13 protein-coding genes are annotated in these 16,922 nt (G+C 51.1%); 1 reads left to right on the top strand and 12 read right to left on the bottom strand.

The window, feature by feature from the left end; translation table 11 throughout:
- Positions 1 to 74: 74 nt before the first annotated feature.
- The 11 genes from RS889_RS23475 to RS889_RS23425 form a co-directional block, all read right to left on the bottom strand.
- A complete protein-coding gene (locus RS889_RS23475) occupies positions 75 to 1,505 on the bottom strand; it encodes a M20 family metallopeptidase (RefSeq protein ID WP_315708873.1) in 1,431 nt (476 codons plus the stop codon).
- A 132-nt stretch (positions 1,506 to 1,637) separates the two neighbouring features.
- A complete protein-coding gene (locus RS889_RS23470; protein WP_037380975.1) occupies positions 1,638 to 2,498 on the bottom strand; it encodes an ATP-binding cassette domain-containing protein in 861 nt (286 codons plus the stop codon).
- A 26-nt stretch (positions 2,499 to 2,524) separates the two neighbouring features.
- On the bottom strand, positions 2,525 to 3,514 hold the full coding sequence (locus RS889_RS23465; protein ID WP_315708872.1) for an ABC transporter ATP-binding protein: 990 nt from the start codon (positions 3,512 to 3,514) through the stop codon (positions 2,525 to 2,527).
- Positions 3,515 to 3,524: 10 nt separating this feature from the next.
- Positions 3,525 to 4,445: an ABC transporter permease gene (locus RS889_RS23460; protein ID WP_315708871.1), complete on the bottom strand. Its 921-nt coding sequence runs from the start codon at positions 4,443 to 4,445 to the stop codon at positions 3,525 to 3,527.
- A gap of 9 nt (positions 4,446 to 4,454) precedes the next feature.
- Positions 4,455 to 5,372, bottom strand: a complete 918-nt coding sequence (locus RS889_RS23455) for an ABC transporter permease (protein WP_021013728.1) — start codon at positions 5,370 to 5,372, stop codon at positions 4,455 to 4,457.
- Between the two features lie 60 nt (positions 5,373 to 5,432).
- Positions 5,433 to 6,968 (bottom strand): ABC transporter substrate-binding protein, encoded by a 1,536-nt coding sequence (locus tag RS889_RS23450; RefSeq protein WP_315708870.1) that lies wholly within the window; start codon positions 6,966 to 6,968, stop codon positions 5,433 to 5,435.
- Positions 6,969 to 7,418: 450 nt separating this feature from the next.
- Positions 7,419 to 8,843: an efflux transporter outer membrane subunit gene (locus RS889_RS23445; protein WP_315708869.1), complete on the bottom strand. Its 1,425-nt coding sequence runs from the start codon at positions 8,841 to 8,843 to the stop codon at positions 7,419 to 7,421.
- Positions 8,836 to 11,973 carry an efflux RND transporter permease subunit gene (locus RS889_RS23440; RefSeq protein ID WP_315708868.1) on the bottom strand — a complete coding sequence of 1,046 codons (3,138 nt, stop codon included), beginning with the start codon at positions 11,971 to 11,973 and terminating at the stop codon, positions 8,836 to 8,838. Before RS889_RS23440 ends, RS889_RS23445 begins: the two co-directional genes overlap by 8 nt.
- A gap of 10 nt (positions 11,974 to 11,983) precedes the next feature.
- On the bottom strand, positions 11,984 to 13,117 hold the full coding sequence (locus RS889_RS23435) for an efflux RND transporter periplasmic adaptor subunit (RefSeq protein ID WP_315708867.1): 1,134 nt from the start codon (positions 13,115 to 13,117) through the stop codon (positions 11,984 to 11,986).
- Positions 13,118 to 13,722: 605 nt separating this feature from the next.
- The gene (locus RS889_RS23430; RefSeq protein ID WP_315708866.1) at positions 13,723 to 14,364 is read right to left on the bottom strand and encodes a TetR/AcrR family transcriptional regulator; all 642 of its coding nucleotides are present in this window, start codon (positions 14,362 to 14,364) and stop codon (positions 13,723 to 13,725) included.
- Positions 14,365 to 14,416: 52 nt separating this feature from the next.
- On the bottom strand, positions 14,417 to 14,566 hold the full coding sequence (locus tag RS889_RS23425) for a hypothetical protein (protein ID WP_315708865.1): 150 nt from the start codon (positions 14,564 to 14,566) through the stop codon (positions 14,417 to 14,419).
- A 470-nt stretch (positions 14,567 to 15,036) separates the two neighbouring features.
- Between RS889_RS23425 and RS889_RS23420 the strand changes: the two genes are divergently transcribed.
- Positions 15,037 to 15,660: a TetR/AcrR family transcriptional regulator gene (locus tag RS889_RS23420; protein WP_315708864.1), complete on the top strand. Its 624-nt coding sequence runs from the start codon at positions 15,037 to 15,039 to the stop codon at positions 15,658 to 15,660.
- Between the two features lie 522 nt (positions 15,661 to 16,182).
- Here the strand turns inward: RS889_RS23420 and phoU are convergent.
- Positions 16,183 to 16,914, bottom strand: coding sequence for a phosphate signaling complex protein PhoU (phoU, locus tag RS889_RS23415; protein ID WP_021013736.1), 732 nt, complete (start codon positions 16,912 to 16,914; stop codon positions 16,183 to 16,185).
- Positions 16,915 to 16,922 lie beyond the last annotated feature (8 nt).

Below are 16,922 nucleotides of genomic sequence, written 5' to 3'. Positions count from 1 at the left end.
GTTTAACGATAGCGTCATCCGCTTTCTCTGATTCTCCGTACCTGAAGACACAAAAAGTACGGAGGTGATCAGCATTATTCTCCTAACCGGGCGGCTTGCATTGGTAAACGCATCCTGACGATATCAGCACCCTGTTCAGTTAGATCCCAGAACAGGCCCGTCATGATTTTGAGCGCCTCAAGCGTGATATCAGCCAGAATATGTTCGTTTGGTGCATGCTGTGAACAGGCGGGATAGGAGTGTGGAACCCACAATGTCGGTAATCCTAATGTTTCTGAAAAACAGGCATTGGGCAGTCCGCCGCCAAAATTAGGCAATACCGCCACCGTGGTACCAACCGAATGCGTCATCGACATCACGCCCCATTCAACCCACGGGTCGCAGAGATCCAGCCGGGTTGCCTTGTAGCAGTTGACATCATTCATGATTTCCACATCCTCAAAGCCATTGGCATCAAGGTGTCGACGAATATGCTGCGTAAAATTCCCCACATCACTCCCCACCACATAACGCATATGGCAATGTGCTTTGGCCTGTGGCGGAATAGCGTGCGCTGGCTTATCGGGATTCCCGGTCACAAATGCCAGTATATCCAGTGTATTCCAGCCATAGAGCTTCTCGGCGGCTGTCAAACCAGGCTCTCCCCAGCGGGAGTCAATGGCCGGGTCCATCGGCCCGCTACACAGTTCGATATCTGCTAGCATCCGGCGTAAGTTATCCGAGAGAACGGGCGGACGCAGACCCGGTATCAGAATGCGGCCATGATCATCCACCAAACAGGCGATGGCATGCGCCAGTCGAATCCCCGGGTTGCTCAGCAACCCCCCCCAGTTACCTGAATGGTGTGCCCCATCACGTAAATTCAGTTTCAGGTCAAAGTTAAACACCCCACGGGATCCCAGAAACAGCGTTGGTCGGAAAGCACTGACCCGTGGGCCATCCGAAGCAATAAACAAATCAGCGCTCAACCAGTCACGATACCGCTCACAAATTTCATTCAGTCCTGGAGAACCGACTTCTTCACCCATTTCCAGAATAATTTTCACGTTGTAACCCAATTGGCCATGTCGTGCTTTCAATACCTGCTCCAGCGCCGCCAGATTGATAGTATGCTGACCTTTATTATCAGCCGTTCCACGCCCATACCAGACGTTACCGTTCTGAACGATTTCCCAGGGCAATAATCCATCCCGCCATTGTTCATCATATCCCAGGACCACATCACCATGACCGTAGGTCAACAGCGTCAATTCAGCCAGCGGCTCAATTCGCCGCGCGAGTAAAAAAGGACTGCTCTTGCTGACCGGATTTTCCACAATCAGACATTCGAATGACATCGCCTGCAACACCGGCATCATCTCATCCGTCAGGTAGGACATCAGAATAGGCCCGGCGTCGGGATTCTGGCTTTCCGTTCGGAAAGCCACTCTGCGCGCCAGCGTTTCCCGGAATTTTCCTGAACCAAAATAATCCACTGTCGCTTGTATGGTTTCTTCACGCGTCATCGTCAACCGGTCCTTTTTTATCGATATATTCATCAAGGTAAGCATCCGTCCCAGTGGAATCGCGACCTGTCTGTCTCCGCCGGTTCCTTCGGCATGCTATCGTTATCGCCACATTATTCGTGTCTGGTTTAGTTAATAGGGTTCAATATCGGGAATACCCAGCCCCGGCTCTGGCGTCAGCACAGAAGCCAGCAACGTTCGCGTGTAAGGGTGCTTCGGTGAGTGAAAAATCTGCTCACGTGTTCCCTGTTCAATAATGGATCCCCGCTGCATCACCGCCACATGATCAACCAGATGTTCCACCACCGACAGATTGTGGCTGATAAGCAGGTAAGTAAGACCAAACTCCTGTTTAAGCGCCAGAAGCAGATTCAGAATTTGAGCCTGAACAGAAACATCCAGCGCGGATGTCGGTTCATCGCAGATCAAAATGTCGGGCCGCATAATTAGCGCCCGGGCGATCGCCACTCGCTGGCGCTGTCCGCCGGAAAGCTGACCTGGGTACTGACTGTGCGTCCGGGCTGGCATCCCCACCACATCCAGCATCTCCCTGACCTGTTTTTTTCGTTCATCCGCGGTACCGATACGATGAAGACGCAGCGCGACTTCCACAATATCCGCAACGGTTCGCCGCGGATTAAGGGATGAATAAGGGTCCTGAAAGATAGGCTGTATGTGGGAGGTCATCTCCTTACGGTTCCCGGCATCAATCTCGCGGCCTTCTATCAGCACATTGCCGGATGTCGGGTGAAGCAATCCCAGCAGCATTTTAGCCAACGTGCTTTTTCCACACCCAGATTCCCCCACCAGACCCAGTGTTTCCCCACGACGAACCCGCAAAGAAACATTATCCACAGCCCGGATTTCTCCCTGCCGAGAAAACAGACCGCGATTCAACCGGAAAACGCGGGTTAGCGCACACAACTCCAGCGCAATATCATCATTGCCCGGAATGTGCGTTGGCAGCGTAGAAAGTGGCGAATCATGATTCATACCGACGTGTTGGGTCGCTTGACTGTTCATGCCACCTCCGCCGACGTTAACGCCTGAACGCAGCGAACCTCATGATGAGGTGTCACCTGAACATAAGGCGTCTCCTGATGACATGCCTCGCAACAATGGGAACAGCGATTACTGAATGCGCACCCCTGTTGCACACCGACCAGACTGGGAACCACGCCAGGTATCGCCTTCAACGGCTGGCCTGGTACGGTTTTGCCCTGCACCGGAATACAATCAAGCAGCGCTTTGGTGTATGGGTGCTGTGGATGGTTAAACAGCGCCATAACCGGTGCGGTTTCAACAATCTGTCCTGCATACATCACCGCAACCCGATCAGCAATCCGCGCCACCACACCCAGATCATGGGTGATAAAAATCACCGCAGTGCCAAGCTCCTGCTGTAGTTCGCGCAACATACGCAGAATCTGCGCCTGAATTGTCACATCCAGCGCGGTGGTCGGCTCATCGGCGATAATCAAATCCGGTTCGCACATCAGCGCCATCGCAATCATGATACGTTGCCGCAAGCCACCGGAAAGTTGATGTGGATACTGATTCAAACGAGCAGACGCCATTGGAATGCCAGCCCGCTCCATCAGATAGACCGCTCTGTCCCGGGCCACCGTCAACGAGACCTTGCGATGCGCCCGCAGCGTTTCGCATAGCTGATTACCCAGCGTAAAAGAGGGATTCAGCGATGTCATCGGCTCCTGAAAAATCATCGACATCTGATCGCCGCGCAGCGCCGTGATGTCGCGTTTTTTCAGCGCCTGTAATTCCATTCCCTTAAAACGGATATAATCGGCGGATCGCGCCGCTTTGCGGGGAAGGAGATCCATTAACGCCAGCGAGGTCATGGATTTCCCGCATCCCGACTCACCAACCAGACACAGCATCTCACCACGGTTTACCGTAAAATCGAGGCCGCGAACAGCATGCAACGTTCCTCGCGGTGTTGGCAGATCGACCCGCAGGTTTTTCACATCCAGCAAAATGTCACTATTCATAAGCATGTCCTCAGTTACGTCCATCCAGCGCGGTGATATCGCGCAGGCCGTCTCCCACCAGATTAATTCCCAGCACCAGGACCGCCAGTACAACCCCAGGAATCAGAATCACCCAGGGCTGAAAGAACATATATGCCTTGCCTTCGGCGATCATGAGTCCCCACGACGGCATCGGTGGCTGCACACCCAATCCAAGGAATGAAAGCGTTGCCTCCAGCAGAATCGCATGAGCAATCTCCAGTGTGGCCACCACCGTCAGCGGACCAAGCAAGTTGGGCAGAATTTCGCATAGCATGATGAACAACGAAGACGCCCCCAGCGTTTTGGCGGCAGCAATAAACTCGGCCTCACGCAACTGTCGGGTGACAGACCGAGAAACAATCAGGAAACGATCCCACAGCAATAATCCCAGCAGCAGAATCACGACTTTTACCGATCCTCCCACCAGTGAAGCGGTAGCCAGTGCCACCAGTATTAGCGGCATAGACAGACGAACCGTAAGGATATAGCTCACTACCGCATCAACCCGCCCACCCAAATACCCAGCGAGAATGCCCAACGTCACACCGATAAACCCGGAGACAACAACGGCAATCAAACCGATAGTGAGAGAAACCCGTGCCCCGTACAGCAAGCGACTCAGGTAATCACGCCCCAGCTTGTCCGTTCCCAGTACATGTTCCCAACTCCCTTTTTCATGCCATATCGGTGGAATCAGACGCTGACTGACATCCTGAGCATAGGGATCGTGCTGCGCGATCAAGGGGGCAAAAATAGCCGCCAGTACAATGGTCCCAATAATAATCAGGCCCAGCGTCATACTATGGTGCCCAAGCAGACGTCTTAACCACCGCCGCCAGAGAGTAGGTTCAGGAGACAATCCCGGCGTAATGACCGATGCTGTGTTAGCCAGCGTTGCAGACGTTTTCATGGAAGCTCCTTATTGAGTTCGTAAACGCGGATCTAACGCCGCATTAAGGACATCCGCCAAAAATGTCAGCCCGATATAAAACACGGAAATAATCAACACAATGGCCTGCACCACTGGAAAATCGTTACGGGAAATAGAGTCCCAAGCCAGTTGCCCCAGCCCTTGTAGTGCGAAGATAGATTCAATCACCACCGATCCCCCCAACATAAAACCCAGTTCAACCGTCGCCAGTGCCACCACCGGAATGATGGCATTACGTAAACCATGTTTAACGATAACCTTGAATGAACTCAGCCCTTTTGCCCGCGCCGTACGGATATAATCCGCGCCCAACACATCCAACATGCCAGAGCGCGTCAGACGCATCAGCGATGGCATGGCGTAATATCCCAGTGCTACCGCCGGTAAGACAAAATTCCGCCAACTGCTGTTCCCCGCCACAGGCAGCCATTTCAGCCCAACGGCAAACACCAGGATGAGGATCAGAGCAAACCAGAAATTCGGCATCGCCTGACCGATCACAGAAATGAAAATGGAACATCTGTCGACCCAGGTATCACGGAACACCGCGGCCAGCACACCCAGAGGGATCGCCACCACCAGTGCAAGCAACAGAGAAACCACACCGAGCTTGAGTGTGATGGGCATCCTCTGCTCAATCAGTTCCATGACCGTATTTTCAAAATAGAAAGAGCGTCCGAAATCGAGATGCAACGCCGCCCACATCCAGTGTATAAACTGCGTGGTTAACGGTTGATCCAATCCGTATTGCACACGAATACGCTCCACCACTTCAGAAGATGCGTCCGGGCCGGCAATAGCTGCCGCCAAATCGCCAGAAAGGTGTAAAAGAGAGAAACTGACCACCGCGACGGTAAGCAACACCGCCAGCGCAACCAGAAGCCGATGTAAGATATAGAGAATCATGAACAGTTCCTTATTCTCATCAGATACCTGCGGGAATCGATACCGATCCCCGGTTGCGTTTTACTTCCAGCTGGACATCACAAAACGTGGTAGTTCATCCGGCCAGCTATCAAAGTTCAGATCGGCGGTATACGCATAATTTGTCGAATAGGAGAACAGAGGCGCCAGATAAGCCTGGGAGGAAATTCGGCCCAGCGCCTTCGCATACATGGCGCTGCGCTGCTGCGGATCGATAGTTTCATCAGCTTTTTCCAGCATGCTGGTCAGTTCGGCATCCTTCCAGATATCGTCACCTTTGCCGCCAAAAAATGGCGAGGTAAAGGCCGAAGCGTCGTTGATGGAAAAAGAGCCCCAGGTACGCATCGCCATCGGTGCCTTGCCAGAAATCAGATCCGCCGCCAGTACCGTATATTTCACATAATGCAGCCTGGCGCGGATACCTACCTTGAGTAAATCGCCAATGATCGCCTCGACGTAGTCCCGATCACGATAGGCCCAGATATCCGTATCAAAACCATGGGGATATCCCGCTTCTGCCAGTAGTTGCCGGGCTTTTTCCGGGTTGTATTCATACTTAATGACATCGCTGGTGTTACACGCGGTTTGCGCATAGAAACAGGCGGAATAAACGGGCCGACTGCCGCCGCGCACCAGATTATCGACAATAGCCTTGCGGTTAATGGCATAGTTCACCGCCTGACGGACGCGCAGATCCTTGAAAGGCTTGCCTTCTGGTCCGTTAGCGTGAATATTCAACGCCAGAAAACCGACTCGCATGGTTTCGCCGCTCTTCACTGTGATGTTAGGCATGGCCGCCAGCGAAGCCATCTGGTCGGCAGGCACCCGCCAGATCCAGTCAACCTGTCCGGTCATCAGTTGAGCCAGCCGGGTTTCCGGATCGCTGATTGCCACAAATACCAGTTTGCCGATTTTGGGTTGCCCAACCGGGCTGTCCTTAAAGTACTGGGTATTCTTTTCCATCGTGATGCCTTGCCCCGGTATCACTTTGGTAATTTTATAGGGGCCAGTGCCAACAGGCGCTTTACTGAAACCAGATAATTTAACCCGTTGATAATATTTAGCAGGATAGATAGGTGTTGGACCAGACAGATATTCCAGTGCCGCCGGGAAGGGTTTTTTAAGGTGGAGTTTTACCGTGTAATCATCAATTTTCTCGGTGTTTTTAATCCAGTCAACACTCTGTGGCATAACCGAGGCAGTATTATCACCCGCTATATTATTGAATGTATAAACGACATCGTCAGCCGTAAAGTCATCACCGTTATGGAATTTAACGCCTTTACGTAAATGCAGGACCAATGTTACGGGGGATTCCCATTTCCATGATGAAGCCAATTCGGGAAGATATTTACCGGTTTTAGGATCACGATAAATCAGCGTATCCCATACCAGGTGGGAAATAATTACACCTTCTCGCAGGTTATTATGATAAGGGCTAACATTATCCACCTCACTGTCCGAGGCATAAACTAAAGTATCATTCTGTTTTCCCGCATAGCTGTATGCAGCAAAGCCCATCAGTAATGCGGATAATAAAGTATATTTCCTTATTTGTCTTGCCAGGGAGCCAGTCATGTTATTCTCCGTACCATCAATGAATAAGCCATACCCTATGGGTTGCAAGACTGAAGCCAATCAATGATTTATATCCTTACTGATTTTAGGCAATAGGTTTCTCAAAATAAGAAACCATAGTCGCGGCATGCTTTATTTATCAACTCCGCGTAAAAAATTAAATCTCAGTTTAATTGATATAAGAATTACTTTCCGATAAAAGTACAATTGCAGTGCACCTTAAACAGTAAAATGCACTATTTAAAAGCAATAGAATGTTATTAGTTTTGTAAGTTGAATTATTTAGAGAATATTATATGAAATGACCAGAGAAATTCGACCTGAACGATGGTTAACCTATTATTTTCTCTTTATTACACAACGTTAATCACAGCCGACAATCCTTTGTAATATGAAAGACGTGGCGGCGCCGGCCTAATCGTAGCCGACGCCGAGTTGTGCACAGAGTTCTTAGTTTGCTTTCCAGCCTCCACCCAGCACCTTATACAGCGTAATCTGCTGATTCAGTTCGTTGAGTCGGGTAGTGATTTGGCTCTGTTGGGCCTGGTAGAGCGAACGTTGGGCAACCAGCACATTCAGGTAATTGTCCACGCCAGCGCGAAAACGCATCTGTGACATATCGTAGTTACGCTGGTTAGCGTTGGTATCCTGAATTCGTGCGGTCAACTCATCCTGATAGGTAGCCCGTCCGGCCAGCGCGTCTGAAACCTCCTTGAACGCTGTCTGAATAGTCTTCTCATAGTTGGCCACATCGATCCGCTCTGATACCTTGGCAATATCCAGATTGGCGCGGTTCTTGCCGCCGTCAAAAATCGGCACGCTGATACTGGGCGCAAACGACCAGGCCGCGGTGCCGCCTTCCAGCAGATGACCCAGGCTCGACGAGGCCGAGCCGCCGGACGCCGTCAGGCTAATGGTAGGGAAGAACGCCGCACGCGCCGCGCCGATATTGGCATTGGCCGCTTTAAGGGTATGTTCGGCAGCGACGATATCCGGCCGGCGGGTCAACAGCTCCGACGGCAGGCCGACTGGCAGATCCGGGAAGTGCCAGTCACGGTCCAGCCGTGCCTGTTTCACCAGGCCTGCGGGCAATTCGGTTCCCAGCAATAACCGCAGCGCGTCGGCGTCCTGACGCACCTGCCTGGTATATTGCGCCACATCGGCTTCAGCACTTCTGACGGTGGTTTCGGCCTGCGCCAAATCCTGCTCGGTGCTGGTTCCACTGTCATAGCCCTTCTTGGTCAGATCATAGGAGGCACGTTGGCTATCGACGGTCTGGTGCGCCAGGCGCAGCAAATCGCTGTCGGCGCATAACGTCATATAGTCTGAAGCGACCTCTGCCATCAGACTGATACGCGTGGCTTTGGCCGTTGCCTCTGTGGACAGATAGGTTTCCAGCGCCTGGTCGCGCAAGCTACGCACTCGGCCGAAGAAGTCCAGCTCCCATGATGTCACGCCCAGATTGGCCTCATACTGTTGATAGGTCGCCGGTCCGGTGCTCTTGGTGCTGTACAGATTACCTGGCACGTGCGCCGAGGTCATATCGGCTCCAGCACTCACTGTCGGCATGAGTGCTGCGCGCTCGACGCGAAATTGGGCTTGGTCGCTTTCGACATTCAGCGCGGCCACCCGTAAGTCGCGATTATTGTCTAGCGCCAACTGGATCAGTTGACGCAACTCTGGCTCGGTAAAAAATTGCCGCCAACCTAAATCCGACGCGCTAGTGCCGCCATTGATAGTACTTTCCCAATAGTGGTTAGTGACCGGTAGCGCTGGTCGTTTATATTCAGGCTGCAGGCTGCAACCGGTAATAGTCAGTGCCAGAAGTGCCGGGATCATCGCGTTCCGCACGTATGTCTTACTGTAATCAATCATGTTGTTGCACCTCGGTGGCCGGCGTTTTGGTCCGTCGGCGGGCAAACAGACGCACCACGACAACATAAAACATCGGTACAAAGAAAATGGCCAGGAAGGTAGCGGTGATCATACCACCAGCAACAGCGGTGCCGATCGAGTGCTGACTGCCGGCGCCTGCGCCGTGGGAAATGGTCAGCGGTAGTACCCCGAGCACGAATGCCATTGACGTCATGATGATGGGCCGGATACGCAGACGTGCAGCATCAATAGCGGCCTCGACGATATCTTTGCCGTCCCGCTCATGTAATTCCTTAGCGAATTCGACGATCAGAATGGCGTTCTTGGCCGCAAGTCCGACGGTGGTCAGCAGACCCACCTGGAAAAATACATCATTAGACAGCCCGCGCAGCAACACCGCGCCGATGGTACCGAGTACCCCAAGCGGTACAACCAACAATACCGAGAACGGAATCGACCAGCTCTCATACAGCGCAGCCAGACACAGAAACACCATCAGCACCGAAAGAGTATATAGCGCGGTAGTCTGAGAACCGGCACTCTGCTCCTCATAGGACAAGCCATGCCATTGGACACGGAAACCTTTAGGCAGTTTGGCGGCAATTTCATCCACCGCTTTCACCGCGTCGCCAGAACTGTAGCCAGCCGCAGGCGACCCCATGATTTCTACCGCCGACAGACCGTTGAAACGCTCAAAGCGAGGCGAACCATAGCCCCATTTACCGCTACCGAACGCCGAGTACGGCACCATCTGGTTGCTACTGTTACGGAAGTACCACTGATTGAGATCCTCCGGCGTAACACGCGAAGTAGCTTTACCTTGTAGATAGACGTCCTTGACTCGTCCCTGGTACATGAACTGGTTAACATAGCTGGATCCCCAGGCGGTGGACAGTGTGTCATTGATATCCTCCAGGCTAAGCCCAAGCGCACGAGCTCGCTCGTCATCGATCACCAGGTTATATTGCGGCTCATCCGCCATACCATTGTGGCGAACCATGGACAACCGAGGATCCTGACGGGCCAGCGATAAGAACTGATTCATCGCGGCCACCAGTGCCTCATGCCCTTGGCTGTTAGCGTCCTGAAGATAAAAGTCAAAGCCAGTGGCGTTACCGAGCTCCATCACCGCCGGTGGCACGAGTGCAATGACCTGAGCCTGTTTCAATGTAGCGAAATGATGCATGATGCGTCCTGCCAGTGCCTGAACGCTTTGGCTGGCTTTGGGGCGCTCGCTCCAGTCTTTGAGACGCACGAAGGCCATAGCCGTGTTCTGACCGCGACCGGCGAAGCTAAAGCCGTTGGCAGCAAATACCGAGCTGACGATATCCTTCTCATCGGTCAGCAGATAGTCCTTGACCTTTTGCACAACTTGCTGAGTGCGTTCGGCAGAAGCATTGGCTGGAAGGCTAACCTGGAGCATCAAGGTAGCCTGGTCTTCATCGGGTAGAAATGTCGTCGGCACGCGAGTAAATAGGTAGCCGGTAGTCCCGACGATAATCAAATACAGTAGTAGGAACAGTGAGCGCTTACTGATGACATGGCCGACACCGCGGGTATAATTCACTGTCCCGCGATCAAACATGCGGTTAAAAGCACCGGAGAAGCCGGTGGTTGATCGTTCACCGGCCGATGGTTTGAGTATCGTGGCGCACAGTGCTGGGGTAAAAATCAACGCCATCAACACAGACAGCGCCATCGCCGATACGATGGTTATGGAGAACTGGCGGTAGATAATACCAGTAGAGCCACTGAAGAACGCCATCGGCACCAATACCGCCGACAGCACCATGGCGATGCCGAATAGGGCCCCCTGAATCTGCTGCATCGATTTGATAGTGGCTTCCTTCGGCCCCAATTTCTCAGCGTGCATTACGCGTTCAACGTTTTCCACTACCACTATGGCATCATCTACCAGCAAGCCTATTGCCAGCACCATACCGAACATGGTGAGTGTGTTGATAGAGTAACCGCAGGCAAACAGTATGCCGAAAGTGCCGAGCAGCACAACCGGCACCACCATGGTGGTGACCAACGTGGCACGCAGATTCTGCAAGAACAGCAGCATCACCATGAACACTAACACAATGGCTTCCAATAACGTCTTAACCACTTCCTCAATGGAAGCGCTGACCACCGGCGAAGTATCGTATGGAAATTCAATCTTCACGCCTTCCGGCAAAGAAGACTCAAGGCCAGTAAGGGTAGCGCGCACTGCATTAGCGGTGTCGAGCAAGTTAGCCCCGCTCGCGAGACGCAGCGCAATACCGGTGGAAGGCTTGCCGTCAAAAGTGGAAGAAATGCTGTAGCTTTCCGGTCCGAGATCGACCGTCGCAACATCCTTGAGCCGCACCTGTGAACCGTCGCTGTTGACCTTCAGCAAGATATTTTGGAATTGCTGAACCGTTTCCAGCCGGGTTTTGCCAATAATGGTGGCGCTGAATTTAGCATTTGCCACTGTCGGTAAACCACCCAGTTTGCCTGAAGACACCTGGACGTTTTGCTGAGAAATAGCGGTGCTAATGTCGCTTGGTACCAATGAATACTTATACAGTTTGGCCGGGTCCAGCCAGATACGCATGGCGTATTCCGCCCCCATAACCAGAAAGTCGCCCACCCCCTTGGTACGCACGATGGGATCTTCCAGTTTGGAGACCAAAAGGTTGCCTAAGTCAGCGTCAGTCATTTTACCGTCAGTGGAAATCAAGCTAACGACCATCATGAAGTTGGACTGGTATTTCGCTACCCGGATACCCTGTTCTGTGGCTTCGGTCGGCAACTGCGATTCCGCCAGGGACACCTTGTTCTGCACCTGTACCTGAGCGATATCCGGATCAGTGCCCTGATCGAAGGTAACAATAATGCTAGCGCTGCCATCGCTGCTGCTGTTGGATTCAATGTAGCGCAGGTTGTCGATACCGTTGAGCTGCTGCTCTATCACCTGTACTACCGTTTTTTGTACTGTCTCGGCGCTAGCCCCTGGATAGGTTACCGACACCTGAATCGCCGGCGGCGCGATGTTTGGGTACTGGTTGATCGGAAGATCGAGGATAGAGAGCACCCCTGCCAGCATCACTACAATGGCGATCACCCAGGCGAAAATTGGGCGTTCGATAAAGAACTTTGACATCAATAGCCCCTTATTGCGCCGACGGATCGGTCATGGATAATTGGACGGTATTGGAATCATCCGTTTGGCTCTGCTCACTGGAGGAAACTTTCATGCCGGTATGGATATTCTGGATGCCTTCAGTGACCACTTTTTCACCAGCACTGAGGCCACTGGTGACCTGCCACTGACCATTGCTCATCTCACCTGTAGTGATATAACGTTGCTCGACAGTGTTGTCAGTTTTGACTACATAGGCATAAGGACGGCCCTTAATGTCATGGCCAATGGCCTCTTGAGGTGCCAGAATGCCCTCTTCCTGAACGCCTTGCACCAGACGGGCATGGACGAACATGCCGGGAAGCAGGACATGATGTGGGTTAGGGAAGGTGGCGCGCAGCGTAACCGAGCCAGTGCCTTCGTCCACGGTCACTTCGGAGAAATCTAACCGTCCTTCCTGGCTATAACTGCTGCCATCTTCAAGCATAAGTCGCACCGCAGCCTCATGGTTGCTCGGGGCTTTTAGCTTTCCCTCACTCAGCGCGCGCCGCAGGCGCAGCAGATCCAGTGATGACTCACTGACATCGACATAGATAGGATCAAGCTGGGAGATGGTGGTGAGATAGCTACTCTGACCATTGGTGACCAGGGCACCCTCGGTAAAGAGTGAACGACCGATACGTCCGGATATCGGTGCACGAACCTTAGTGTATTCCAGATTCACGCGCGCGGTTTGCACATCGGCTTTGGCTTCGGAGGCGGTAGCCACCGCGTCGTCATAAGTCTGTGCGCTCACTGCGTGGGCGGCGGCGAGTGGCTTGTAGCGCTTGACCACTGATTCGGCGTTAATATAAGTCGCTACCGCTTTGTCATAAGCGGCCTGATAGCTGGCGGGATCGATCTGATACAGCTGTTGACCGGCCTTGACCTCGGTACCTCCGGTAAACAGTCGTTTAAGAATAATGCCATCCACTTGCGGCCGCACTTCAGCGCTGCGTACCGCGGTTGTGCGGCCGGGCAGACTTGCGAACAAGGTTATGGGCTGGGTTTTAAGCGTTACAACGCTAACATGAGGCACCGGTGCTGCTGGCGCCCCGTTGTTGGTAGAACGATCGCAGGCGATCAGCAGCATGCTCAGAAAAAGTACTGATAATGTATACCGCATAATAAACATATTATCCCAAATAAATTAGAATGGTTATTCTAAGTTGAGTGCAACATCATGTTGCGTCAATAAGTGTCGAAGCACAAAAAAAATAGTTACAAAATGTAAAAAAACCTTGGTGAATTGGCGCAGTAACGTCATCCACATCGCCTTTTATAGTGGCCAAAGATGACTGCAGAAATGACAATTGCGGACCTTCAACCCCTGATCGTTTGTAGAGCCAGAGTCGTCATATGGCGCGAACAAAAAACAGGATGATCGGCTTGAGAAGCGACTTAAAATGTCATTGGATGGCAGGTAAAACGAAATGACCGTCGCGCGAAATTGACAGCAAACACGGCACTGATCCAGCAACGGGAAGAAACGTTGAAAAATGTCCACATGTCCACCAGCGGCGTTTCGGTCGTAAAAGCGAAGCCGCACTGGGCCCAACAATCGAATAAACGAACCTTTTTGCCTTACGCCGAAAACAGCTTCGCTTATTATCTCATCGGCATCATGCCAGCCCGTCACTCGCTTATAACGTACACAAACGGAACCTGCCTGTGGGTTGAAGGTAGATGGGCACAAAAGAAAGCATCACCCGGTTAATGGATAAATCGCTTTTATCCAACATTACCGCGATGACATGTCTTAGTATTTTCATGGGCAATATCGAATACAAATTGTAGTACAGATTGACCTTCCTGGACCGCCCAACAGTCCGGCGGCACCAAAATGCAAGACTTCAGCGCACCGGTGAAAACGAAGAACGTCAGACAAGCCAGCGTCTTCGTCGGGATGGTAGTTTTAATCTCTCCCCGCGCTTTACCAGAATCGAAAATACTGACCAGCAGTTGCAAAAACTTATTGTCACCCTCTTTCCCCGCTAAGAATGCATTGTTTGTTTCTTCAGAGCATTCACCTCTGAAGATCATAATCTCGACCACATTACGTAGATGCCTGTCGTTTTGAATATCCTCCAAATTGCGAGTGAGGCAACGATGTAACTCAGCTACAGGTTTAGCGGCCACGCATATCCTCTCCAACTGGCTAAACAGCAACAGAGGCACCCTGTTTATGATCTCTCGTAAAAGATCTTGTTTTTCAGTAAAATGCCAGTATATGGCCCCACGGGTACAACCGGCCCGTACAGCGATCATCTGTAGTGTAGTGCGCGCCACTCCCACATCTCGGAAACATTGCTCGGCAGCGTCAAGGATCTGCTCGCGAGTTTCTTCCGCTGCGACTTTTTTGCGTTTTACCACTGATTAATCTCCCCAACATTAACTCAATAACTTTTTGATTTAATCGCGAGAATTATGCTTGCGAGCCCAACGCACATTGCTTCGTCAGGCCTTCGGGATGTTCTACTTTATTAATGCGTTTTTTCTCTTTACTGAACCAACTCGCAATCAAAACGTTAAACCGTGGAATATCAAAAATCACCAATACGGTTGCGGTAGGCATAGTCCCCAATGACCGACTTACGGCTTTGGGGTAGGAGATGCCTTACCGACCGTAGTAAAGAAACCATCACACTCTCGCTAGCTTGTCTTGGCAAAATGTGAGATTGATCTTGTACAGTGTGCCCCACATTGACCATGCTATCCTTGTGGAATAAGCATTTTTGAAATCCCCCTGATCTGATGCTTTATTTCAGCTACTCAATGAGATGTTGTGGGCCATGAAGCTTTGAAGTGAGCGTGACATTTAATTCTCTTAACGTTAACGTTACACTCCTCGTGAAAACCGTCCCTGAGGGGATGCAGAGAGTGATCGTGTCCAGTGAGAGTGTCAGCATTAGTAATATGGTTAAACTTGTCCAAACAGGGCGAAGAGAAGCAAACATTACTATCACCCCTTATTAGGTTGAATATTCATTCTAGTATATTCATACTAATTTAAAACCTGCAAGAATTACTGAACAGGAGAAATCCATGAGTAACCCCCAGGACGATGAAGTTCGGGAGAAAACCAAGGAACGCAGAAAACAGGTGCTAGACGCAGCGGCAAATTGCTTCCGGAAAGAGGGTTTTCATGGTTGCAGCATAGCCAAAATCTCTAAAGCTGCTGGCATGAGCCCAGGGCATATCTACTATCATTTTGCTAACAAAGAAGCGATTGTTGAAGCACTGGTGGCGCAGCAGGAACACACGCTACTGGAACTCGTGAATGACATCGCCGCTGCTCCACCCGATGAAGCGTTGGTTGATTCTCTGACCAGGCAAACCGAAAGAATGATTGAGCATCATACTTCCCCTGATTTTGTAGGATTATGGCTAGAAATTGTTGCCGAGGCGGCACGTAATCCGAGCGTTGCTAAATTGCTTCAATTATCGCATAAAAATATCGCTGCACAATTTGACGAGCAATTGATTAAAAGGTCAAACACCAGCAACGCGGAGGAATTCCGAAAGTTGAGGGGAAAGATGGATATTATAGCTTTAATTTTCAGTGGATTATCTCAACATGTAGTCACCAGGGCCAACGAGGATAAGATTGACTACAAACGACTATCGGAGACAATAAACGGTGTCATCAAACACTTATTTAAAACTTAAAACGCTAATGTTAGGTTTGTAAGTAAAGTAGGTTTGGGGTCGGGAGCGGTGGTACTGGTCGTATTGAGTTTGTAACTGCCGATCAGCGTGTTGCTCGCCGGCCCCATGAGCAGGTAAAATTTTTCTGACCAAGACTCACTGTCAATAACACCGTTTAATGGGTTCTTCCGCAATTTGTGCTGCACAATAAACTCTTTGGTCATGACTCCAATCATAATTATTGGTATCAATACAGCTTTATTATCACGGTTATTAACCTTACCTGTACTCTAAATAATTCCAGTTCAGAAAGGAGGCCCCGAAGGAGTCAGACTTATTGGGGATCCCGATAAAAAACGCTCTGCAAGCAGAGCGTCAGACGATAAACCGCGGAGTCAAAACGATGATAATGGGAGAGACAAGTCAAACATCCATGCCAGAGATGGTGCGGCTGAAGCTGACAATAATATACTTGCAGCGCCTTTACGATCTCCCCATTATCACCGCTATATGCACTTTGTTATCAAACTCAGCGAAATAACATTACTTCGCTTTTTTGGCGTCACTCGCGATCAGAAGTTTTTCCAGAGCATCGCCACCCATATGGCGAACATCCTGACCTTTCACGAAGTAGAAGATAAATTCACAGATATTCTGACAGCGATCACCGATGCGCTCGATAGAACGGGCGCAAAACAGTGCGGTCAGTACACTTGGAATGGTACGGGAATCTTCCATCATGTGAGTCATTAACTGACGCACAATACCCTCGTATTCCTTATCGACTTTTTTATCTTCCCGGTAGATACGGATGGCTTCATCCAGATCCATACGGGCAAAAGCATCCAGCACATCATGCAGCATCTGCACCGTGTGACGGCCCAGAGACTCCAGACTCACCAGCAACGGTTGATGCTGGTGGGAAAATTTTTCCAGCGCGGTGCGGCAAATTTTATCCGCCACGTCACCGATGCGTTCCAGCTCCGAAATAGTTTTGATGATCGCCATCACCAAGCGCAAATCGCTGGCCGTGGGTTGACGCTTGGCGATAATGCGCACACAAGCTTCATCAATCGTCACTTCCATCAGGTTAACTTTGGAATCACCTTCAATAACCCGCGTCGCCAGTTCTGAGTCCTGATTGTGCATCGCAGTAATGGCGTCAGTCAGTTGCTGTTCAACCAGTCCCCCCATGCTCAAGACCTGAGTGCGGATGTTCTCCAGTTCGGCATTAAACTGACCGGAAATATGTTTATTCAGATTAAGATTTTCCATGATACTCC

Source organism: Brenneria uluponensis, from assembly GCF_032395385.1.
GTDB lineage: Bacteria > Pseudomonadota > Gammaproteobacteria > Enterobacterales > Enterobacteriaceae > Prodigiosinella > Prodigiosinella aquatilis.
This window is presented reverse-complemented; position numbering and strand designations above follow the sequence as displayed.